This is a genomic window from Neisseria chenwenguii (genome assembly GCF_002216145.1).
GTDB lineage: Bacteria > Pseudomonadota > Gammaproteobacteria > Burkholderiales > Neisseriaceae > Neisseria > Neisseria chenwenguii.
Genome location: NZ_CP022278.1, coordinates 961,227 through 984,329, shown reverse-complemented (window position 1 = coordinate 984,329; position 23,103 = coordinate 961,227). Strand labels below are relative to the sequence as shown.

Annotated in this window: 18 protein-coding genes and 1 pseudogene; 5 read left to right on the top strand and 14 right to left on the bottom strand. The window is 44.5% G+C overall.

Annotation, left to right across the window (positions count from 1 at the left end; all coding sequences use genetic code 11):
* Positions 1-85: 85 nt before the first annotated feature.
* Genes BG910_RS04850 through BG910_RS04840 form a run of 3 tightly spaced genes read left to right on the top strand, consistent with a single transcriptional unit; the run spans position 86 to position 4,594 of the window.
* Entirely contained in the window at positions 86-1,348 is a 1,263-nt protein-coding gene (locus BG910_RS04850) for a DNA cytosine methyltransferase (protein WP_089035868.1), read from the top strand.
* Entirely contained in the window at positions 1,345-3,513 is a 2,169-nt protein-coding gene (locus BG910_RS04845) for a sensor histidine kinase (protein ID WP_089037143.1), read from the top strand. The genes BG910_RS04850 and BG910_RS04845 overlap by 4 nt, the downstream gene beginning before the upstream one ends.
* The gene (locus BG910_RS04840; protein WP_198344827.1) at positions 3,506-4,594 is read left to right on the top strand and encodes a response regulator; all 1,089 of its coding nucleotides are present in this window, start codon (positions 3,506-3,508) and stop codon (positions 4,592-4,594) included. Before BG910_RS04845 ends, BG910_RS04840 begins: the two co-directional genes overlap by 8 nt.
* A gap of 1,741 nt (positions 4,595-6,335) precedes the next feature.
* On the opposite strand, the gene BG910_RS04825 is transcribed toward BG910_RS04840, so the two are convergent.
* From BG910_RS04825 to BG910_RS04775, 10 genes and pseudogenes are all read right to left on the bottom strand, one after another.
* Complete coding sequence (locus tag BG910_RS04825; RefSeq protein WP_089035864.1) at positions 6,336-7,271, bottom strand: immunity 49 family protein; 936 nt, start codon at positions 7,269-7,271, stop codon at positions 6,336-6,338.
* A gap of 2 nt (positions 7,272-7,273) precedes the next feature.
* Positions 7,274-7,704: pseudogene (locus BG910_RS13065) on the bottom strand (hypothetical protein); the annotation flags it as partial.
* A gap of 119 nt (positions 7,705-7,823) precedes the next feature.
* Positions 7,824-7,982, bottom strand: coding sequence for a DUF637 domain-containing protein (locus BG910_RS04815; RefSeq protein WP_157694028.1), 159 nt, complete (start codon positions 7,980-7,982; stop codon positions 7,824-7,826).
* A gap of 114 nt (positions 7,983-8,096) precedes the next feature.
* Positions 8,097-8,369: a hypothetical protein gene (locus tag BG910_RS04810; protein ID WP_089035862.1), complete on the bottom strand. Its 273-nt coding sequence runs from the start codon at positions 8,367-8,369 to the stop codon at positions 8,097-8,099.
* 9 nt (positions 8,370-8,378) lie between these two features.
* Entirely contained in the window at positions 8,379-13,973 is a 5,595-nt protein-coding gene (locus tag BG910_RS04805) for a two-partner secretion domain-containing protein (RefSeq protein WP_089035861.1), read from the bottom strand.
* 151 nt (positions 13,974-14,124) lie between these two features.
* A complete protein-coding gene (locus tag BG910_RS04800; RefSeq protein ID WP_089035860.1) occupies positions 14,125-15,885 on the bottom strand; it encodes a ShlB/FhaC/HecB family hemolysin secretion/activation protein in 1,761 nt (586 codons plus the stop codon).
* Between the two features lie 396 nt (positions 15,886-16,281).
* Positions 16,282-16,842, bottom strand: coding sequence for a hypothetical protein (locus tag BG910_RS04790; protein ID WP_089035858.1), 561 nt, complete (start codon positions 16,840-16,842; stop codon positions 16,282-16,284).
* On the bottom strand, positions 16,817-17,278 hold the full coding sequence (locus BG910_RS04785) for a hypothetical protein (RefSeq protein WP_089035857.1): 462 nt from the start codon (positions 17,276-17,278) through the stop codon (positions 16,817-16,819). The genes BG910_RS04790 and BG910_RS04785 overlap by 26 nt, the downstream gene beginning before the upstream one ends.
* A gap of 49 nt (positions 17,279-17,327) precedes the next feature.
* Entirely contained in the window at positions 17,328-18,113 is a 786-nt protein-coding gene (locus BG910_RS04780; RefSeq protein WP_232462166.1) for an N-6 DNA methylase, read from the bottom strand.
* A 59-nt stretch (positions 18,114-18,172) separates the two neighbouring features.
* Positions 18,173-18,571 (bottom strand): phosphoglycerate kinase, encoded by a 399-nt coding sequence (locus BG910_RS04775; RefSeq protein WP_198344763.1) that lies wholly within the window; start codon positions 18,569-18,571, stop codon positions 18,173-18,175.
* A 651-nt stretch (positions 18,572-19,222) separates the two neighbouring features.
* Here BG910_RS04775 and BG910_RS04770 point away from each other — a divergent pair.
* Positions 19,223-19,603 carry a hypothetical protein gene (locus BG910_RS04770; protein ID WP_089035855.1) on the top strand — a complete coding sequence of 127 codons (381 nt, stop codon included), beginning with the start codon at positions 19,223-19,225 and terminating at the stop codon, positions 19,601-19,603.
* Between the two features lie 41 nt (positions 19,604-19,644).
* On the opposite strand, the gene BG910_RS04765 is transcribed toward BG910_RS04770, so the two are convergent.
* The 4 genes from BG910_RS04765 to BG910_RS04750 all read right to left on the bottom strand — a co-directional run bounded on the left by BG910_RS04765 (position 19,645) and on the right by BG910_RS04750 (position 21,684).
* Positions 19,645-19,908: a Txe/YoeB family addiction module toxin gene (locus BG910_RS04765; protein WP_089035854.1), complete on the bottom strand. Its 264-nt coding sequence runs from the start codon at positions 19,906-19,908 to the stop codon at positions 19,645-19,647.
* The gene (locus BG910_RS04760; protein ID WP_089035853.1) at positions 19,905-20,153 is read right to left on the bottom strand and encodes a type II toxin-antitoxin system Phd/YefM family antitoxin; all 249 of its coding nucleotides are present in this window, start codon (positions 20,151-20,153) and stop codon (positions 19,905-19,907) included. Before BG910_RS04760 ends, BG910_RS04765 begins: the two co-directional genes overlap by 4 nt.
* Before the next feature lie 523 nt (positions 20,154-20,676).
* The gene (locus tag BG910_RS04755) at positions 20,677-21,462 is read right to left on the bottom strand and encodes a hypothetical protein (RefSeq protein WP_089035852.1); all 786 of its coding nucleotides are present in this window, start codon (positions 21,460-21,462) and stop codon (positions 20,677-20,679) included.
* A gap of 9 nt (positions 21,463-21,471) precedes the next feature.
* Complete coding sequence (locus BG910_RS04750) at positions 21,472-21,684, bottom strand: helix-turn-helix domain-containing protein (protein ID WP_089035851.1); 213 nt, start codon at positions 21,682-21,684, stop codon at positions 21,472-21,474.
* A 74-nt stretch (positions 21,685-21,758) separates the two neighbouring features.
* Here BG910_RS04750 and BG910_RS04745 point away from each other — a divergent pair, with 74 nt between their 5' ends.
* Positions 21,759-22,487, top strand: coding sequence for a S24 family peptidase (locus BG910_RS04745; RefSeq protein WP_089035850.1), 729 nt, complete (start codon positions 21,759-21,761; stop codon positions 22,485-22,487).
* The last annotated feature ends 616 nt before the right edge of the window (positions 22,488-23,103 follow it).

Here is a 23,103-nt window from a genome sequence, read left to right as displayed (position 1 = left end):
TGTGTTTCGAAATGGTTATTACCTATTCAAAGCTGAAGACAAAACGGATTTATGTTATGCAAGAAATGATAGATAAGGTGGTTTTATGTTAAAAAAACGATATTTTCTTGATTTGTTTTCGGGAGCCGGAGGTTTGTCAGAAGGCTTTATTCAAGCTGGATTTGAGCCTATTGCTCATATAGAATCTGATAAAGCAGCTTGTTTTACTCTTCGCACTCGTTCAGCATATCACTGGCTAAAATCCAATCAACAGGAAAGTATCTATGAAGATTATCTGACAGGAAAAATAAATAGGAATAACTTTTATGCTTCTGTTCCTAATGAAATTATGAGATCGGTAATCAATAGGGAAATATCTGAGGAATCTTTAGAGGATATTTTTCTTACCATTGATGGTTTACTAAAAAATAAGACTCTTGATTTGATTGTTGGAGGGCCACCATGCCAAGCTTACTCCTTAGTTGGTAGAGCGTGTGATGCTAATAAAATGATTGGAGATAAACGAAACTATCTTTACATCTTCTATGTTGAATTTTTGAGGCGTTATAAACCCAAATTCTTTATCTTTGAAAATGTAACGGGTTTGCTGTCTGCAAAAGACCAAAGCGGTCGGTTGTATTTTGATGAAATGCGTAGGCTATTTAAAGAAGCAGGATATGCAACTGAGCATCGCATACTTGATGCAAGTAATTATGGGGTGTTGCAGGCCAGAAAACGCATTATTCTAGTTGGCTGCAGAACTGCAAAGTCAGATTTTTATCCTGAACCAGATATCTGGAATCCGAAAGTGACTGTCAGTGAGATATTTGATGATCTTCCCCCTTTGCAAGCCGGTGAAGGAAACATTCGGGCGTGTAATATAAAAAATTACAAAGGGAAATGGCTTTATGATTCAGGCATTAAAAATAACCGTTTTCCTGTAACGTGGCATACTGCCCGCTTTAACAATAAGCGAGATCTGGAAATATACAGAAAAGCTGTTGAACTTTGGATAACAGAGAAAAAACGACTAGAATATGATGAGCTTCCCGAATACTTAAAAACCCATACTAACAGGACTGCATTTGTTGATAGGTTTAAAGTTGTTGCTGCAGATTTACCGGCTGCACATACTGTACTGGCTCATTTATCAAAGGATGGTCATTATTATATTCATCCCGACATAAAACAAAACCGATCAATTACCCCAAGAGAAGCAGCCAGACTACAAACTTTTCCGGATGATTATTTTTTTGAAGGAGCCACCGAAAAGCCAAGCCGTGCTGCAGCTTTTCGGCAGATAGGTAATGCGGTTCCTGTGCTATTGGCCAGAAAAATTGCCGAGAAGCTTAAGGAGAAATGGATATGAGTAGTAATGGAGTATACAAAATAAGACCAGCTGGACGACATTTATTGACAATCGGTCGAGATCTTATACAGGATAATTATGCTGCAGTTGTGGAGTTGGTAAAAAATGCGTATGACGCTGATTCTCCTTGTGTAGTAATAAAGTTCACTGCAGAAGATGACCTTAAGCAATATGAGATCACTATTGAAGATCAGGGTCACGGTATGTCTCGGGAGACGGTAATCAATAAGTGGATGGTTCCGTCCACTAAGGATAAGCTTGAGCGTAAAATCAGTCCGGCTGGACGAATTATGCAGGGAAGAAAAGGGATAGGACGTTATGCAGCTTCCGTTCTCGGAGAAAATCTTTTACTAGAAACAGTAGACAAGACTGGTGAAAAAACAATTGTTTTTGTTGAATGGAGTAGTTTTGAGCATTCAGAATATCTAGATGATGTTGAAATTCTGGTAGAGAATCAGCATTCTGAAGAACACTCAGGGACAACATTAACAATAAAGGGAAATTCGTCAAATTATGAAGAATGGAATAAGAAGCAATTTGACAAACTTAGGTTTGAATTAAAAAAATTAATTTCCCCAACTCCTGCAGAAAGTATTATTAATGAAGAATATAAAAACTTTGAAATCCGATTGATTATATCTGGTTTCTCCGATATTCCTGACGTTAACGAACTAATTGAATCTTATCCTATTTTTGAACTGTTTGATTATAAAATTACAGGAAAAATTACATCTGACGGAAAGGGGAAATTCATTTACTCTCTCCAAAAGGCAAAAAATACTATTGACGAGGAAATAACCATAGACCTTGGACGTGATACCGTTTGTGGTGACTTGATTTTTGATATACGGGTTTATGACCGAGATTCTGAATCAATAGAAAGGCTAATTCAACGAGGTTTAAGAGATGAAGCAGGTAATTATGTAGGTAAACGACAGGCTGCTCATTTGCTCAATGTATCCAACGGCATAGGTGTTTATCGTAATGGATTCAGGATTCGTCCTCTGGGCGATGCAGAGTTTGACTGGCTTAAGTTAAATGAACAGCGTATTCAAAACCCTTCTATGCGGATTGGTAGTAACCAAGTTATCGGCTATGTACTTATTCAATCTGAAGAACAATCTAACCTGATTGAAAAAAGTGCCCGAGATGGCTTACAGGAAAATTTGTCTTATGAACGGCTAAAAGAAATTACAAAAGAAGTGATTGGTAAGCTTGAAGAGCGCAGGTTCAGTTACAGAAGAAAGGTTGGTCTGAGTAAATCCTCGCTTAAAGTGGAAAAAGAACTGGAGAAGCTTTTTTCCTTGGATGGGCTGAAAAAACAAATACGAAAAAAGCTAATTAGTCAGGGCATGAAAGAGCAGGCGGCGGATGAAGTCATTACATTAATTACTAATGAGGAAACGAGTAAGGAAAAAAGTGCTGAAGAAATTAGTCGTGCAGTAGCCACTTATCAGGGGCAGGCTACATTGGGGAAAATCATTACAGTTGTCATGCATGAAGGCCGAAGACCACTAAACTACTTCCGTAATGAGGTACCACGTATCAGCAGATTTCAGAAAAAATTGTTGGAAACTGGGGATAAAAAGAATATCGATGAAATAGCTGCTATTGCCAAAGGTGTTGAATCAAATGCTGCAGCATTTTCTGAACTGTTTAAACGATTGGATCCTTTAGCATCAGGTAGAAGCACCTCTCCTAAAGAATTAAGAATCAAACAGGAAATTCAGGGATGTTTTGATGTATTCCGCCAAGATATGGAGGATAACAAAATTCAGGTTGAGATAAATGGTAATGATGATTTGACTTTTTTAACCTGGCAGCAGGATATCCAGGCTATTTTTGCTAATCTGATTGACAACAGTATATTCTGGCTGAAAGAAAGATCCTCAATAGAGGATAGAAGAATCCTAGTGAATATAGAATCAGAAAATAACAATCTGATCTACGTTGATTTTCGTGATACCGGTCCTGGAATTGACTCAGTTCTGATTGAAGATGGTGTAATTTTTGAACCGCAATTCAGTACAAAACCATCAGGAACTGGTATTGGATTAGCTATTGCTGGGGAGGCTGCAGAGCGAAACGGTCTGAAACTTGCTGCATTGCAGTCTAGTACAGGAGCTTATTTCAGATTACAGATGAAGGATATAACTAATGAATAATATGAAATTGCTTTTAGTTGAAGATAATGAGGCGGATCAACAACTCTGCCAAAGTGCGGTAGCCGATTTTAATGAAGATAATTCCACATTTAGAGTTGACCTAGAAGTTTGTGGAAATGTTACCGAAGCTGAGAAAAGATTGAATGAATCAGACTTTGATGGTGTGATTATTGATATGAAACTTACCAGTTCAGAACCAGATGAAGGAAATCAGGTTATACAACAAATTAAGGAAAGTCTTAATCGTATCCCTGTTGTGATTATGACAGGAACCCCAGATGTTGCCGAACAAAATGAATTTCCATTGATTGATATATGTAAAAAAGGGGATATCCAATATCGTGAGATAATAGATCAATTCCAGAGTATTTATCGTACTGGACTGACTAGAATCCTTGGAGGAAAAGGCTTAATTGAGCAGAAGCTTACAACCATATTCATAAAAAATCTCCTGCCGGCTCTGACGAATAGTCCTTCTGGTAAGAGAAGTTGGATTAAATATGCAGAATCTGATGATACTAGGACAGAAAAAGCCTTGCTAAGATATACCTTGAATCATCTACTTCAACATTTAGATAATGATATTAATCTTTGCTATCCTGAAGAAATGTACATATCCCCTCCGATAAATAACCGAATTAATACAGGCAGTATTCTTAAACAAAAGAGCCATGAAAGATATTTCATTGTAATGAATCCAGCTTGTGATTTGGCAGAACGAGATACTGGTCGTTGTAATACTGATCGTGCGCTTTTAGTTGAGATACAATCTTTAAAAGAGATTTATCCAGATTTTACTTGGGACACTCTTTCTAACAAGAATAAAAAAGAACTGGAAAAAACTTATAAAAATAATAAGTCACTTTATTACCATTGGTTACCGAAAACTGAATTTTACTCTGGCGGAGTAATTAATTTTCGGAGAGTTTCTACGCATACTGAAGAAGAAATTAACACTTCATTTGATACCCCAGCAATACAAATTTCAGCTCCTTTTTTAAAGGATATAATTTCAAGATTTTCATCCTACTATGCCAGACAGGGGCAGCCCGATATCGATATAGAAACTATAGGAATCTGAACATGGGTGTTCATTCTCAAAAATAATGTTCTTTCAATATGCCCAGAATTAAAAGTAAGGAACTGACAGTGCTCTAGTGGCTATAAGAATGAATGCTAATTGTATATAAAGATTTTCTAAGAAAGCTAGATATTTATTACCCCAAAAGCCTTGCAGTGGAACTAATTCATGTGCTGTGAGATTTTTTGTTTGTGGTTCCTTGAAATTTTCAGACAGTCGGTTTTGCTTTTATTTTAAAACTGGCAGCATTACACAACAGACACCGAAAAAGGAGTATCCTATGCCATCTATTACTTAAAAAAACTGTCGGGTGAAACTCTTTACTCCATCAAAACACAAGATGCAGTTGTAGTACCGAAACGGAAAATCAGCTGATTTTGGGCTAGGCAGTACAACCGCTGTGCCGCGTCTATTGCGGTTCTTTCCTGTTTAATATAAATTGTGAAATCGGCGGAATTCACTTCGATGTTAAAAGAAAAATAGAGCAGAAGGTTTAGCTTTGATGTTTCTACTTGATACCAATGTGATTTCCAAACCGCTGCACCCACTGCCACAGAATCTCGTAACAGTATGGTTGGACGGAAATCCTTTGAAACGCTGTATCTATCGGCAGTAACTGTAGCAGAACTGCGCATCGGTATTATTATCCTACTCGACATCCGGAAAAATAACTGCTGTTTGAATTATTAGAGCAGTTGGCTCTATCTTTATTTGTAGGGCGTATTTTGGATTTCGGCGTATGCCGAAGTCTGTGTAAAAGTACGGGTAGATAGTTGCTGTTAATGGCTGCATCGCAGTATTACCCATCTACATGATTTCTCTATTGTCATACACGATATCTCCCTATTTTCCAATGCTGGACTTTTAATCATCAATTCCTTTCAAGAACAGACACTGTAGCATCTGAAAATTAGGGTTGTTCAGATGGCATTTACATTTGATAAATATAGAAAGTCATAGTAAATTGCGGGGCAGCAAGTGCCCATCCTACTCTTACTGAGTGACCAAAGAGTGTCTTTCCGAGGCTTGTTTTGTATCAGACATTTGGCATAAATTGAATTTCTGCCATTTCGTGAGATAGACAAAAGGGAGTAGCATAAAAGGCTATCTGTTTTATGCAGATAGCCTTCCTTAATAAAATGTAATGAATACATTGCTAGTTATATAATAAAAGAATCAGTCAAATCTGATAATTTTGCGTAAGCACTAAAGAGAGATGATTAAATCATGACAGGACTTCAAGATTTATCAAAACCTAGGTAGATTTAAAATTTATTACATTGCATTAAAATAGAACGCTCGGCAGCCATAAGTGTGTTCTAGGCTTTGGCATACCGATTTTAATGTGGAATGTAATGAGCCTTTTAAAAGTAAGGCCAGATTAAAAAAAGCCATATCTTGCGTTTTGGGCATAGATTGCATTATGGTTAACGGCAGAATGCAATTGTTTGAGTAAATATAAAAATAAAAGTTCCATGTCAAGATGAGAAATATCCATTGATAACTTTCCCGTCAGAAATACTAGATATATTTGGGTAAATTTTAGAGCCGAAAAAATGGCATAACTGCATTTTTTGTTGTACTTGTCTTGCTTTATGTTTGCTCGTCCCAAAAAGGCCGTCTGAAGGATTTCGATTTTCAGACGGCCTTATGATTTCAATTCAGATTTTTAAGTAGAAATTACGGGTAACGATTGCTTCCCCCCTGCGTACCTGTCTGAAATTTTCTAGACAAGCATACTTTATCCGCGCGCTGCTTTACCGAATACCAGCTCATCGGTTTTGAACGTATAGTAATCCACCCAGTCCTGAAGATATTCATACGGGTAAGACAAGACATACTGTTTCATAAAGTCGAAGATGTCTTGGTATTCATCAGCCGGCAGCGGATCGTAAATGATCAGTTCCCTAGGCGCGATTTCGTGGTCTATGCCCAAATCAAAACCGTGCATGGAGGCGATTTTGGCATAGGTAACGATTTGTGGCTGGAGGTAGAAATCAAAATAGCTCAATGTTTCTTTGGCGGCCATACGCGCCGTTTTCTTATCAAACAGCGGATTCAAAGCAGCTTTCATCGCTTCCGGATCCTGCTCTGCAAAAGCCAGAAAGAAACGGTAGTCATACAGCCGCTTTTGCAGCCACTTGTTCGGCGCGGGATATTCGAGCACCTTTAAGCTGCGTTGCTTAAGCCGCTCGAGCTGCGTACCTTCCACCATCAGCAGCGTGTTGTAAATCATATGACGGTTAAGGTCGTAGCGGTCAACAAAATCCTCGGTGTCGTTGGCAATATGGTCGATATTACGTATCAAAAATTCGCGAATCTGCGGACTATCGCTCATCAGCATCAGGAACATTGGATTCTGTATATTGAGCATATCGCATGGAAAGAAGAAGGGTTCAGGGTATTTAGAATCTACACTCCGCAAAATACCCAGCTTCCCTGAAACATAAGCATATTGTTTGAATTTCTTAAGATCATGCTCAAATAGATAGGAATGAGATGCTGCAGCATCAGTGTACATTAAAATATATTTCATCGCGGCAAACGGAATGCCTTTTTTTTCATCTATATAATCTATAGAATCGGGGCAACCGTTATTAAAATTAGTAGTGTTACCTATGATTACATTAGTAATATGCTCATACCATTTTTTTGTAGCCATCATATTGAATCCCATTGTTATCTCCTTATATTAGTTTTAGAAGGAACTTCAACAGGAAGAATAACTGCTTTACCTGTTTGACGATCAACGCCTGCTATTGCGGTTTTTAATTTGCCATTCTGATCTGCTCTTAAGATAGCAGCTTTAGCAGGACTACCATCAGGTAAGCTATTTACAACTTGTTGAATCCACTCTCTACTCATCTGCGTATATCCGCCCGCACCGTTCGGATTCAGCTGAACCGTACTGCTCCTAATCTGCTTACTTTTCACATCAAAACAACACTGCCGTCGGCAGCCTGCCATACATGGTCAAAACCGTTATTGCTGCCGTAGCGGCCACCCGATAATACCTTAAAGCCTTTCTGCTGAGCCAATGAATTAAACAATACTTCGGTAGCTTTGCCGGTGGTGTCCTTGCCTTGTCGGATAGTTTCTAAAAGCTGTTTGCTGGCCGTTTTAGCAAGAGTAGGGTGTACATTTATGCACACGCGTAAAGAATTTAATCATGCCGTCTGAAAATCAGGATTGTTCAGACGGCATATTTTTAATACAGCATTAGATTGCGTCACCCTACGCTTGCTAAGGTCGCGCTGTCCAAGTTGTTTTTCAGGCTGCCGCCGTTAATGGCGGTGTTGACCCCTGCCGCGGCTGCGGTGTTAATCAGCATCGTAGGTTGGGTTGAAAACCCAACAAAACCTTGTACTTCTAGGTAATGTTGGGTCATGACCCAACCTACGCTCGCTAATATCTGGATTAGTACCAACCTTTTTTGTATATTCATTCTTATCGGCGAGTTTTAAAATCGCTGGTTTTATTACCCTATGGAATCTTTCCTGATTTACACTCTAACATTTGAATTTTCATCCTCATAATACGGGCAATCAAATAGGTCTCCTTCCCAAATACTCTCGCCTGTTACACCTTGAGATTCCATAAAAGAGACATATGTATAGAAGTCTTTATCGTATTCACCATAAAATATTGGCATTTTCTTAAGCCAAACTGCATCACATTCATCACAAAGTATAATTTCTTCAGAAAAATATTTAGGCTTAGCCAAGAATAAATAACCTTGTTCACATCTTGGACAAATTTTAATTTTTTCTTTCATGTTATTTCCTTATTTTTGAGGATATGCAGAAGCAATTCTATTGCTTCCTTTCGCTTCGATAGCAATACGTATTTTAGTTTCCCCATTTGTACCAATTACTCTTCCCATATCTACCACGTATGCAGCTGGATCATTAGGCAAAGGAGCACCTTTCTTTTTCCATGCTTCATCAATCAATGGAAGTACTTCTTTTTTTGATACGTTAAAAACCGTATGTAAACGTTTATTTGGATTAGGCACGGTATGCTTCAAAACATGTTTGATTCGGTTTCCATCTTTCCGATGAAGACCATAATCCAACCCTGCTGGCGTCGTCCAAACCTTATTTACCTTATCATAGGTCAGCTTGATTCCGGTCTGCTTCTGAATCTCCTGTACGGCTTTTGCAGAATCTACGACTTCATCGCCGGTCTTTAAAACATAAGCCCCACCTCTCCCGATCTTTGTCATTCCTGCAGGGGCAAACGGAACAACTGCCGTTGCCGCATCCACACCAAAATCAATAGCGGCTTCCTGTGCCATTTGTTCATTACCGATAGATTTGGCGTAAATCCATTTTCCTCCATCCCATATCAGATTACCAATATCCCAAATAATATCCAAAGCATTATTTTTAACGGAAGTTTCGGCAGCATTCGCCGCAACATCAACATTCCCTCCGGTAATACCCACTGTTGTTCCTGCGACCAGCTTCGCATAGGCTGTAATTTGCGCTTTGGTTTTTTCAATTTCAGAAGCTGTCATCCCACTAAAATCGGTATTCTTAACCAAAGCCTCCCCGACAATCTCCCCCACGGCCGCACCGATCGCACCGTCCTGACACTTACCCTTATTGGCCGCCGCTGCCGCACAACCCGCTACGGCATGGGCAATCTTATGCGCGACATAGTGCTGATCCAGCCCTTTGATCTTACTGGCCGCCTCTCCATGCGCGGTATTGACCAATGCCGCAAGGATGTTCGCTTCCAGATTGTCTTTCAGGCTGCCGCCGTTAACGGCGGTGTTAATCAGCGCGGCACTGCCTGCGTCGGCCAGGTTGACGGTCATGTTGTTGACCCACTGCTTGTCGCTGACATTGGCTAAAGCAGACGTGCCGATTTTGTTGGATACGCCTGCGGTGGCAGCAGCCACGACCAGATTTTTCACCGTACGGCTTCTGCCCAGTTCTTTCAGGGTTTTGCCGACGTTGCCTTTGTTATTAACCAGCGAAATGGAAGCTTGGGTAGCCAGCGAGGTAAATGCTGCATTGGCTATGGCGGCAGATGTGGTTCCCTGTGCTACACCGATCAAACCGGCACCGACGCCTCCGGTTGCTGCCGCTACTGCCAGGGCGATAATGGCGGCTCCGGCTCCGGTCAGGCCTTCGGCTTTATAGTCCCACTTGTCGTAGACAAGCTGCACCTGTTTCCAATCGACGTTCTTGGCCGTCTGAAGCTGTTTCAGGTAGGCGTATTCGGGCTGTTTGGCCAGCTTTTCGATTTCGGTTTTCAGATTGCCTTTGGGAATGTCTACAATGTAGCCGCCGGGGGCGGTCAGTTTGGGCGGAGTAGGGCTTTCGAAGCTGGGCAGTTTCAGCGTTTCGATAGTGCTGCCGCGTCCGGCCTGTTTCTGCCATACGGTTGAGTTGGTTTCTAATTTTTCTTCCGACTGGATACGGTTCACAATGCCTTTAAGAATGATTTTGGCATCGGCACGGGCTTTTTCGCCTACACCTGCCTGAATGTCCGCACCGGCCAGCGTGGTTTTGAATTCGGTACCTTCGAGCACGGTATCCCAGCCTGAACGGGTGGCTGCAGTTTGGGCGACGACGCGGACAGGCAATTTGGTTTCGTTCAGTTCGTTTTTACTGTAATTGCTCTTGCCTACCTTGATGCCGATAAAGCGGCGGCTTTTTTGGACATCCAACTCATGCTTGTGGATGCCTTCTTCTGCCAGCAGTTGCAGCTCTTCACCTGCAACCAGGGTAACTTTACCTGCAGGGGCGTTGAAGCGGGTGGTGTTGGCTTCGATGTTGCCGCCTGCCTGAAGCGTGATACCGTTGGCGGTCAGCTCGACGGGGGCGGGCATAATCAGGTGGTCGCGGGTACTGGTAAACTTGGTTTTTCTGATGATTTTGCCGCTTTTACCTTTGGTTTTTAAGAAGGTATAGGCATCGTTTTGTCCTGCCTCCAGTACAATATCACTATGGGCTTTGAGGTCTATGCTGCCTGAGGGAGCTTTGATTTCGGATGCACCGATAATAATACGCGCATCATCGAGTGCCGCAGCTGCATGGATACTTACCCCCGTACGTCCGGTCAAACGTGAAGGCTTGTTCAGAGCAGCTTTGTCGTAGTGGCTCTTGTAGGTGGGCTTGCCAATTTCATATTGGTCGGTCATGCCGTCAATCAGAATAGCAGCCGCCTCTGAATCTGCTGCCTTTGGCAATACGCCTGCGGCGTGAAGGTTCAGTTTTTTGGAAGCGGTAATATCGGAACCGCTGATTTCGATGCCTTGTGCGGAAATCAAGTCAATATTTTGTGCAGAAAGCTTGGCTTGCAGGTATTCTTTGCCTTTGGGTTTTTTACCTTTAACTTCCTTGTTGATGGCTTGAATATAGAAAGCGAGACGGTCGCGTTCTTCTTGCAGGGTTGGAATCAGCTTGCTTTTAGGCGAGCTTTTTTTCAACTGCGCAATCTGCTGTTCCAATTCTTTGGATTTTTGGTTGAGTTCGGCTGCCTTTTGGGTTGGAAAATAATTGCTGAATGAGTTGTTTACGGCTTCGATATTCAACTTGCCTTTGGTGGTGGCGACAACCAAGTTTTTACCTGCTGTGATTTTAGAACCTCTTAAATCTGTTTCTCCTGTAACCAGACGGATATTGCCTTTTGCTTCCAATGAGGAAACTTGAGCACTAGGCGCACCTGCATTTCCTCCTTTTGCAGACAACAGCAATTTTCCGCCTGTTTTGATGCTCAGGTCGGTATGCGCACTGATGCGGTTGGCAGGTTCGATGGTTAATGTGCCGCTACCTGCTTCAATATTCAGCCGTCCGGCCAATGGTTTTAATTCGGCATTATCTTCCAAAGTTTTGGTCGAAACGGTACTCCAATTGATGTTGCCGCGCTTGACTAAGGCGGTACCGGCAGTAAGGTTGATTGCACCCGCTCTCAGCGTGGTGTTGTCGGCAATTTGGGAATAGCGCGCATTGAGTGCCAATACACCGTTAGCCACCAGCTTGTTGGCAGAAGGCAGTTTGTCGTTTTGCCAAATCTGGCTGCCGGTAATGCTTAGATGACGGTGTGCGTAGGCATCTACTTGGTTGAGCGTTACCCGCTCGTGTTGTGCATTAAGATGCGTATTATGGGTAGACTCCAGCTTGGTATTTTCTATGCTCAATGCCCGGTCGGAATGAATGTTCAATGCCCCGCTTTTGGCATGGACGTTAAGGTTTTTTAAGTCGGCATTACCACCGTTGTTTTTGATGCTGATGTGTTTTCCGTTGATTGAATTGCGTTGTTTTCCGTCACCAAGCTGAATACCGTTGCCGGCAACCAACGTAATATCTCCTGAAGATGAAGTGATATTGGTATTGTCTGCTTTCAGACGGCCTTTACCAACCGATCCTGCATTGACATCGGCCTTGGCTGTCAGGGTATTGTGACCGGTAAAGTCGGCATTACCGTTGGCCAATAAGGATACATGACCGTCTGCAGAAACAGCATGAAGGCCGTCTGAAACGATATTGCCCTGCAATGCGGCCGCATCAAGATTTTGACCTGCATCCAGCTTGGTATTGCGCAGTTGAATATTGCCTTTGGCAGCTTGAATGTGCAGATTGCCTGAGTTGGTACGCAGATTGGTATTGCTGACATTCAGCGAGCCTGCCTGCACGCCAATGTCTTTTGAGACAGTCAGGGTTTTACCGGAACCGGTAATATTGGCAGCATTATCCGATTTCAAATGGATGCTGGCGGCAGACAAATCTTTATCAACATTCAAATTCAGATCTTTACCTGTATGAACATACAGATTGCCGGGAGTATTCAGATTGGTAGTTTTGGCAGTAATGTTATCGTCTGCCAGTAAAGCAAGCTGCTTGCCGCCCTTGATACTGCCTCCGTTTAAGCGGATATCGGAGGTAACTGTTGAAGCTTCCAAAGAAAGCGGTTTGCCTGCTTCGATGTGTGTGGTGTCTTTGGCATCTATTACGGCGGAACTGCTGATGGTGCCGTTGGACAATACGGTAACATCTGCCCCAGTAATGCGTGTGTTATTGCCTAATTCGGCGTTGCCTTTGCTGGAACTGTATATGGTAGTGCCAGTCTGAATACCGGCATCCTTGATGACGGTACGGCCGCCGGCCGACAGATTGGTCGAACCTTTGGCATTGTTCACATTTGCTTTGCTTTCGATAACCAAATTACGGCCGGCATTTAATACCGTAGCAGCAGGGCGGCTGCCATTGTTTTGGACGACGGCACCGTTACGCAAGCCAATGTCTTCGCCCGTCTCAATAACGAGCAAACCTTTACTTTCAACCTTGCCGCCGTCGGAAATAAACGCATTGCCGGAGCCTTTTTCGGTGGTTTCGATGCTCAGATAAGTCGGCGACGCCTCGGTACTGTCGGCAGTAGTGGCAATTCGGCCAGTATTTTCAATCCGCCCTGATGAAGTGACAATCAACTGTTTGGCCGCTTCCAACGTGCCGGCATTTTTTACACCCACGCCTTTTTCATTGGCAATCAGGGTAATGCTGTCGGCGTACATACCGCCCAGCGCAGCGGTATCGAGGGCGACGGCAGGTTTCGTACCCGCTGCCGTACCTGCACTGATTTCGCCGCTGGCATAATCCACTTTCTGCGCACCGGTGGAAACCGCCAGGTTTTTACCCTGTAATTTGCCCTGCAAGGCGACCGCGCGGGCGAGCACTTCGGTGTAGTCGGCTCCGCCTTTATCGTTCCAGCCTGCCTGACCGACCGTTACTACGCCTTGGCGCACATCAAATCCTGTCAAAGCCCCGTCTTTGCCGATTTGGGGTGTGCCGGTAGTTAAAATACCGCGGCCGACGTTTTTAAAGCCGCCGCCGTTGACGGTAATGCCGTTGGGGTTGGCGATAATCACGTCGGCTTTCTGTCCGCCTACGGTAAGGATGCCGTTGAGCTTACTGGCGACCCCGCGTACCTCATTCAAAATCAATTGTGCGCTTCCTTTGGCAAGGAACGGGTTGTTGTTCCGGTCGTTGTTCAGTACAGCGCCTTTAGCGTCGACATCGAACTGTGTATAGCGGTTGTGGCTCAGCCCTTTGGCATTGGGCGTTTGGATATTGACCAACGGCGCACCGGTATTGGTTTTGAGAATAACGGCCTGCTGGTTTTTGGGCGCGGTTTTATCGGTAATGATTTGTGCGTGGGCAGGCAATACTATACTGACGGAAACCAATGAGCAGACCAAGGTTTTAAGCGTGGTTTTGAGTTTGCCGTAAAGGCCGTCTGAAATTTGTGGCGAAGCCGGAGCGGAAGTTCCTGCCTGTTTGCCTTTACCCTGGCTGTTGGTAGTTTCGGCAACGGCGACCATAGTGCCGTGCTTTTTACTGAAAACGGTACGGTATAAACCCTTGTTCATTTGAATAGTCCCTTTAAATTGATTGGTGTTCGCTTGAATAATGTGTTTTCAGACGGCATAAAAGGCCGTCTGAAAGTCTGCTTGTGTTAAATATCTTTTTGCCGGTTTTAGTCTTCGCCTCACGGTAAAAACGCAATCGTGTCATCCCGCATTAAAAACTGTAATTGAGTCCGAAGCCGTAAACAGTATTAGCCGTCTGAAAGCCTTCGGGTTTCTGCAGCGGTTTGCCGGCAAACAGATCATAAGAAAACATGCCGCCTACTTTATGACTTCCTCTAAAGCCTGCTACTGCCCCCGTCAGCCGGTTGCCCGAAGCATATTTGGCACTTTCGCCCGAGATGCGGCCATAGTCCAAACCGAGATAAAACTGATGGCGCGGATGGAAATGCCAGCCCAAAGTGTTCTGCCAGTAGAAACCGCGCTCTCCGGAAAGGCTCTGTTCACCGTCAAATCCGCGAACGGTATAGTGGCTGCCGATAGAAAGTTTGTCCTGTGCGACCAAGGGGGTTTTGTTCCATTGGGAATGGATTGAGGTTTCGTATGAAAACTGCTGTTTACCCAAAATAAACGGGGCGGCTGCGTCCAGGCCGGCTATAATGACCTTCATGCGGGAAGTGCCTGCAATGGTATCGATACCGCCGTCTTCTTCCGGTGCGGGCATACTTTGCCGCATACCGGTGCCGCGTTTGTAGGATAATCTGCCGTCCAGTTGCCAACGGCCTAAAAACGCTTTGTGACGCAGTTCGGCTTCCCAGCCTGCGGTACGGCGGCGTTGTACTTCGATTTCCGTGTCATCGATGTATTTATAAGTCTGCCGCGTCCATAATTTGACGGCGGCAGTGGTTTTATGGCTGCCGTTGCGCCAAACCAAGCGTTCAGCAGCAAGATTGCTGTGGTATTGCTTGCCGTTGTAGTCGTAATTGACGGTATAGCCTTCGGTCGCCTCGTGATAGCGGTAGCCGCTGTGGTTGAAGGAGAGCAGCCACTTTTTAAACGGCACCGAATAATGCACGCTGTAACTTCTGGAGCCGCTTTCGGTTTCCGTACCGGCTTCGTCGGTCAAGTCGGTTTTGTGTGCCAAACCGCGCCCGTAGGAAACATAAAACAAGTCGCTTAAGCCCAAAGGATTGTCGAACGACACGGCCGCATTTCCCTGATATTTGCCGGTAGATTTGCTGCCTGAATCATCGATGCCGATGCTGAACCGTACGGGCTTATCCTGCTGCCAGCTGACCAGCAGATCGCTTTTCCCTTCTTCTTCAGACGGCACAATCTGAATATCCGCCTCAACGCTCGGCAAACGGCGCAGGTTTTCCAGACCCTGTTCAATATCACGCAGATTCAGAACTTTGTTTTCATGCAGGGGGAATTTATTTGCAAATGCACCGACGCTTCCTTCTGCCGGTTGTTCTCCCCGTTTTTCCTGATAACGGATCATGCCTGTTCTGCCTGCCGCCACGTCTAATTTCAATATCCCGTCAGCCATATCCTGAGGCCAGATAACTGCCTGAGAAGTGATGTACCCCTGAGCCAGCAATACATGTTGTGCAGCTTTCTGAAGCCTCTGAAGGTTGTTTCCGCCTAAGCATATTCCCGGTTTGAAAGCTGTTTGGCGTATGACGGCAGCCGGCAAAAAAGAGAATTGACGGTCGGAATTTTCATCTAACCCAATTCCCGTCACTTTGGTACAAGGTGTTTCATCTTCAGAAAGAGTGTAAGAAACCTGTTCAGACGGCATATCTAAACGGACATCGGTTTCGGACTGTAATTGGTTTTGCAGATTCTGTTGGCGTTGCTCTGCACGGATCAGTTCGTTTTCATGAGTGTCTGAGGCGGCAGCATATACGGGAAACAAAGGAAGCGAAGCAGTCAGTACGATGACTTTAAGTAGAAGTGGCGGGAAAGATTTCATATTTCACATCAAAAAAGGCGGAAGGTGCTGCGGTGGCGGATAAGTATGCTGTTTTGCGAACGGCATAATATATCTTTACAAATGACAAATGGCAACTATTTTCAAAAAAGCAAAATCTGTTTTATCAGAAAGAATTTGCTCATAAAAATCCCGCCGTAGGGGGCAAGAAAAAACAGGCGTGGCGGTTTTGCAGGCTGTCGAAGATGCCGGAAAAGCCGCCTGAGTCTGTTTTTTTCTTGGGGGTGTGGGGCCGTTTCTGCCGAACCTTGAGAGGCGGTAACGGGGCTGCGGCGGGATTTTTTCGGCGGCTGCCGCTGGCTTTGGCCACCGTATCCTTTCTTCAAAAAGGCCGTCTGAAAGATAAACCTGTTCTTCAGACGGCCTCTTTTCATCCGCTTAGTGGTGAACGATTATGTCGATTGTCCACCAAGTCCCAGCATAAGCAGTCTTAAAATCTTCTACTTTCCATTGAATTTCTTCATCATCAATACCTGAATCATAAATAAATTTCATGTCCGAACCCATAAAATGTGTAGCATTGATACAACCTTTTCGGATACTGGCTTCAACATTGGCTACGTTTTCAAGCATCAAAAGGTTAATGAGTGCTTGAGTATCCAGCCGAACACCTTCAGGAATTTCACCTTTTAAGCAGTCTGAAAACAATTTGTCATACTCCCTGCGCGGCAGCAAAGCGAATGTTTCCGTCATCGTACCGACACCGTAGTCATCACAGGTCTGCTTCAGCAAATCGTAGGTAAAATCCGAACTGCCTTTTAACGCACCCGCGAAAATCTCAATGCAGTCATCTGCCGTCAAACCTTCATTCAAGTCTTCAACATCGCGCCACATCGTGATGAATACGTCGCGTATCTGTCTCGGCTCGAGTGCTTCAATCAGGGACACGATATGTCCCACCCTGTTTTTTTCTTCACTCATCATCCCATCCTCTTTCATGGTTTTTAATGCCCTTCGCTTTGGTTTCCCGTTCAAACCAAGCGGCAGGGTCGGCGTAAAATTCGGGCGGAAATACCAATGCCACAATAAAATCAATGTTCGTGTTCTGCCAAAACCAATGCGCCTCCACGTCAAAACTGCCGTAAAAACAGATTTCCAGACAACAGCCCATCAGCGCATATTCAAACGAGCCGCTGACACTCCGTATCGTCGCATCCATATAAACCTTGACCCGCTTACGGTCATCGCCCGCCGCCATCAGCATTTGATACAGGCGGCAGTAAAGGTCTATGTCGAAAATGACGGTCATGTCTCGGTAGTATCCGCCCAAACAGTCAAGGTCTTCATCGGTGCAGTTGATACAGTCAAGTTCATCATCCAGTTCCGCCACCATCAGGCGGCAACCGTATTTATCGTATTCAAATCGGTATTTCATTTCGTTTTCCTTTCTTGGGTTCAGACGGCCTTCAGGCCGTCTGAACGCGTCAGAACAAGACAAGCTGTTCTTCAAGTGCCAGTGATGCAGGGGAAGCAGGCGTTGAAGGCGGTTCTGCGCCATCGGCAGCCTTTTCTTGAGCCACCTTCTCCGCCATCGCTTGTGCAAAACCGCCATATACCCAGTCGGAAGTACACCAAGCAGACCAAAATTCACAGGTCAGGCTGTCGCCATGCACGATTTTTGCGGGAATGCGGTAAAGCTGGCATTGGATGTAGCACATCCATACACACAGCACATCAATATCTACGCCCATCGCTGCCACTCGTTGTGCAGGGATATGACCCAATTCCTGAACCTGCTCGGCAAAAGCAATCAGGTTCGCCCCGCTGCCGCAGGCAGGTTCCAAAACGCTGACGAACTTTTGAGTATCCAGCTTTTCGGGCAGGTCTTGGGCAACAAGACCCGACATCAGTTTGCTGATGCTGTACGGCGTGAAATACTGGCCGCTGTCGGGATTGCCCAAATTCAAATTCATATACAGACGGCCTAAAACATCATCAAAAGTACCCTGTCGTTTCGATTCCGAAACGGCCGCTATCAACGCCGCCAATATTTTGGGAAAACGCCTGAAATCATCTTCGGCATATTTCTGACGGATTTCGTGATAACGGTTTTCCCGTTCGTTCCATTGTTCGTCAAACGCGTATTGGTTTATCAGCGTGATGGCCGTCAACTCGATAAAGTCCCTGAATACGTCGGTAGTCCGAAATGCTGAACCAAACGCCCTGAAATGTTTGGCTAATTCTTGATAGTTATTTTCCATAGTATTCATTCTCCAAAGCCTGTTTCAGACGGCCTGAAGGCCGTCTGAAAAACAGAGTTTCAAACGCCTTACCACCAACTGTCATAGAACACAGCCAGCCCTGCGGCAATGGCGGCACGCGCGTTTTCAATAAAGACTTTGGTGTCGGCGATGTCTTCAGGGTAGATTTCTTCGCCGCCGAAAAGAAAGCCGGGCGTATGCTCCAGTTTCCCGCCGTCTAAATCCGCTTCCAACCGTACCAAGTCTTCCAGTTCCAGCCGAACGGTGCAGCAGTTGAACGATTCTTTGCTGCCGCCTTTCTCCCGATACAGCTTTTCCATCCAGCCATGCAGATGATTGAATTTGCGCCAGTAGGCAAAATGGGTAAGCCCTGCCTGTTCCTGTTCTTCTTCACGCACATTAACATCGGTCTGACGGTCGCCGACAAATTCGGCACGCATGGTATAGCCGTACATATCCAGTCCCATCGATACTCCTTTCACAAAGGTTCGTTCATAAATAAACAACCATCGGGGGCAGTTGCCGCCGTGTTGTGATGTCGTAAAAAATTTCAAAGCGCAAAAAGTCCAGACTGGCTTTGTGCGGCTTTCATCTTTGTCCGGTACGCCCTCTGTGGCGTGGTGGAAAAGGTGGAAGACGCGCAAAGACACTCGTCTTGGTCTGGACTTTTTGCGCTTTGAAATTTAGACATCAACCAACAACACGGCGGCGACTGCCCCCGATGGTTGTTCAAACCTTCAGCCGCTCTGCGGCGTTTCCGCCCTTTGGGGCGGAATTTCGGCGGGGTCGCTTTGTCGGCAGCGGCCTATCCTGCGTTCTAGCAGAAATACACTTCTTTCTTAGGAAATATCCGTTTTTGAAGGAGGAAGTACGCGCGGAGGGGAGTATTTGTTGTTTTTTGTTTGTACTGATGTTGTATAGATATTGTATTGGTTTTTTATAGTTGTATTTATGTTGTATAAAAGTTGTATTTGTTGTTTTATAGTTGTAATTTATGTTGTAAAACTTGTTGTAAATAATTTATTTTAGTTGTTTTTTGTTGTTTTAATTTGTATAATGGTTGTTTTAATATTGTTTGAGTTGTAAAACAAGTTGTATTAATGTTGTAGGAGGCTTGTATGAGTGATTTGGACGATTTCATCAAAACGCACGGGGATAAATTGAGCTCAGGGAAGCGTTCCGTGTTGGAACCATACAAAGGTGAAATTTTAAAAATGAAGCAATTGGGATTTGCCGAAAAACTGATATTGCAGTTTTTGCTTGAAAAGAAAAATGTAACAGTAAGCCAACAGGCTTTAAACCGATTTATCAGAACCCGGCTGAAAAAACCGGATTCGGAAACTGAAAAATTGGCGGGCACATCCAACAATGTTAATCAATTAACAAAAAAACAGATGGCCTTTTCTGAAACCGAAAAGCCAGCCATTATTCCTGAACAACCCTTGAATTCCCAAAAATTTGACTGGCAAAAACCAATTAACCCTGAAGAAATGTTTTAAATAAAAAAGCCGGCTGAAACTCCAGACGGCTTTAAAACGCTTCAACGTTCATAATGATAACGGCAGGCATAAACGGTAACAGTGTCTTCTTCAACGGAATAAACCAACCTGTGTTCACGGTCTATCCGTCGCGACCATAAGCCCGATTTTTGATGGCGCAGCGGTTCCGGTTTGCCGATTCCCCTCGGGTGGTTGGCCTTAATATCGTCCAGCAGGGCTTTGATGCGACCGACTTTCTTCAAATCGTGTTTTTTCCAATACGCCAAGTCTTCTGCCGCACTTTGTGTGAAACGGTGTGCCTTCACAGCTCTACCTCTGCAAATTGACCTTGTTCGGCTTCGCCGATGGATTGTTCCAAACGGGCCGCATTGACCGGATTTCCAAACAGATAAAGCGTCTCCATAATCGAGTTGTATTCTTCTTCCGACATCAAAATGCAGTTGCCGCCGTTTCTGCGGGTAATGTGGGTTACCACATGGTCTTCGCAAACTCTGGTCATGATATTGGCCAAGTCTTCGCGGGCGGCGGTGTAGCTGACTACGGTATCCATTTTTCGTCTCCAATTTAATTAAGATTTAATTGTACAGGTTTTATGTACACATACCAAGCAAACCGACTTATCCACAAAACCCGTGTATATCTCCCCCTCAAAAGCCCCTAAACGGCTATCTCCACAATAAAAAACAAACCGATTAAAAAATCATCAGGCCGCATGGCCTTTATCTATCTGAAGGTGGTCTCTGAACGTGTTTTCTGTATAGGGATTGCCCCCTGCGTACAAAGACCTTTGCCCCATTTGTACGAAGTACTTTGCTCAAAATGTACAAAGACATGATTTTAAAATACTTTTCAAGGTTATCAAAACGGCGGTCGGAATGCCCGAAAACAGGTTTCCAGAAAGCTAAAAAGGCTTTTCAGACGGCTTGAAGTCTTAAAATCATCGAAACAGCATAAAAAAACGGCCGATGCAGCGCATCAGCCGTAAAAAACTGCCCGAGGTAAGCCCGAAAGCAGGGTGAAGACGGATTTTGAGCGGGCTTGGCCGGCACCAAAGCGCAATAAGGCTTCAGACCTTATTGCGCTGATTTCAAACCTTTCTTTTTAAGAAATTTCTGTATGCCCCGATAGCCGGCGTTATGTTCCACGGCAGACTTATCCGGCGGCGGTGTCGGCGGTTTTCGGGCGGCAGCCTGTTCGGCCAGTTCACGCTCCACCTGTGCAGCCTGTTCCCGTGCGGATTTTTCAGACGGCCCGGAAGTTTGGCCGTCGTTGGAGAAGAAACCTTCCCAGCCTTTCAAGATCGATTTTTCCATCACCGGCTTCAGATCCAGCTTTTTATGGTGCAGTGCCGCCAATTGTTTGACGGCGGTTTTTTTCATACTGTTGCCGGTCTTCTTGCCTTTTTCCGCCACCATGTCCAGCCAGTCGTGCCACAGTTTGAGCGGGATGAATTTCGGCAGACGGAAATTGTCTCGGTCGAAGTGGTGCTTGCCCGCCACTTCCGGCACTGGAACGCCGCGCAGTTCGCAGATTTTGGCTAGCAGCACCTCGCGGTTGAGCTGCCAGTGCATCTTGCCGTGTATGCCGCCGCGCCGGTACTGCACCAAACCCGATTCCAGCAGGATGCGGCGCGCCTTTTCGTAGGCGCGGCGGGTCATGCCCAGCTCTGCTTTCAGGTCTGATGCGGTCTTATAAAGCCAGCCCTGCCGGTGCGGTTCTTTGTCGGCTACATCGCTCCACCAAAACAGGTTTGAGAGGAACGAGGCCGTCTGAAAATCGTGCGCGCACAGGGGCATAAATTCATTGAAGACTTGGATGAATTTGTTTTCGAGGTAGGGGCGCAGGTCGGCGATGAGCATTAATTTCTCCTACTTTTTAGGCTTATAGGCGGCGGCTATCGCTTCTACAGTTACCTCATTTTGTGTGTATGCAGAAATTTTGATTGCGGTCTCAAGAGGGGCTTTTTTCCGCCCACTAGCAATTTGAGAAATCCATGTGTAATTAATGTTCAGATCCTTAGCCATTTCGGTAACTCGACCACGGCGTTGCTTCAGCCATTCTTGTAATGTGTATTTGCTCATTGAGGAAACTCCCGAAATTTGGAAATTTTAACTGTATGTTACCTATGGCTAATAAATAAATCAATAATTGAGTGATGATGGTTTCCCAAAGGAAAACTCCAGACGGCGATAATCAAAAAATGAATACACTTGCTGATAGAATCAAAAATCGTTTGGCTGATTTGGGAAAAACCCAAGCTGATTTAGCCAAGTATTGCAAAATCAAGCCGCCATCAGTGTCTAAATGGTTGAATGGAGGCACTAAGACACTTCAAGGGCAGAATTTGCTTCGTGCATCTGAATTTTTGGAATGCGATCCCGACTGGTTGGCCAGCGGTAAAGGATTTTGGGCAGATACAAACGGAGATATGAAGCCTCATGAAGTAGCTACTTCACCATATACAGTTAAAATGTTGGCTGATGATATTCTTGGGCAATATCTGATTAATACCTCAGATATTGCGGCCAATATTTCGTATATTGAATACACTGAAGATCAATATAGAAGAATATTTGCAGCAAGAAACCCAAGCAGCCTGAGATTGACTAATATTAAAGTAGATAACATGTCTGGTACTTTAGAACCGGGCGACTTGGTATTTGTGGATATTTCAATCAATCGTTATGATGGTGATGGCATTTATCTTTTTATGGTAAAAAACCATCTGCATTTAAAAAGATTGCAAATGGCCGGTAGTAATTTACTGGTTATTTCTGATAATCGTCAGTATCGGAGCTGGGAAATTGCCCCGAAAGATAAGTCCAATATGGTAGTAGTTGGAAAGGTTCTTCTTGGGCAGTCTCAGATATTTCAGAGATTTTAATAATTTGAAACACATTATTATGAAATCAGAAACTGTTTTTGAAGATAGATTTTTCGAGCTTCTCTGTTACTCAGGTACTGTAACATTCGACTTTCTCTTCCATTAAGAAAGCCTTATTAGCTGAAGTTGTAAGAAAGTGATGAATTTTTTTGGATAAAAGCCCCGATGTTTCGGGGCTTTTATTTTTTGGATAAAAAAAATTTTGATAAAATTCAAACAGATAAGCTAATTGAAATGTAAAATATTAGCCTAGGCTAATATTTTTCTTGCAAAATTTGTTACCTATGGCTAATATATCAGCAACAAAGATCTTTAACAACCAGCCTCCAATCGCCCGTGCCGCTGCGCCGTCGGTGCCGCAGTCGTTCAGGGTGCCGTTTACCCCCATTCCCTGACGCAGTCTGTGTGCAAAGGGTATGGCGCGGCCGTTTGGGGCTGAATTTAACGTAGTACCGGCCTTCGGAGCCTCTAGATGCAGACAGACGGCGGCAGGCGTAGAAAAGGCGTGGGAGCCTTTGGGTAAATCGGACAAACGGTACGGGGCATCGTCAACATGCCTGAAAGAAAAAAGGCCGACTAACCGGGTAGCGCGTGTGCGTCCGGGTCAAGCGGCCGG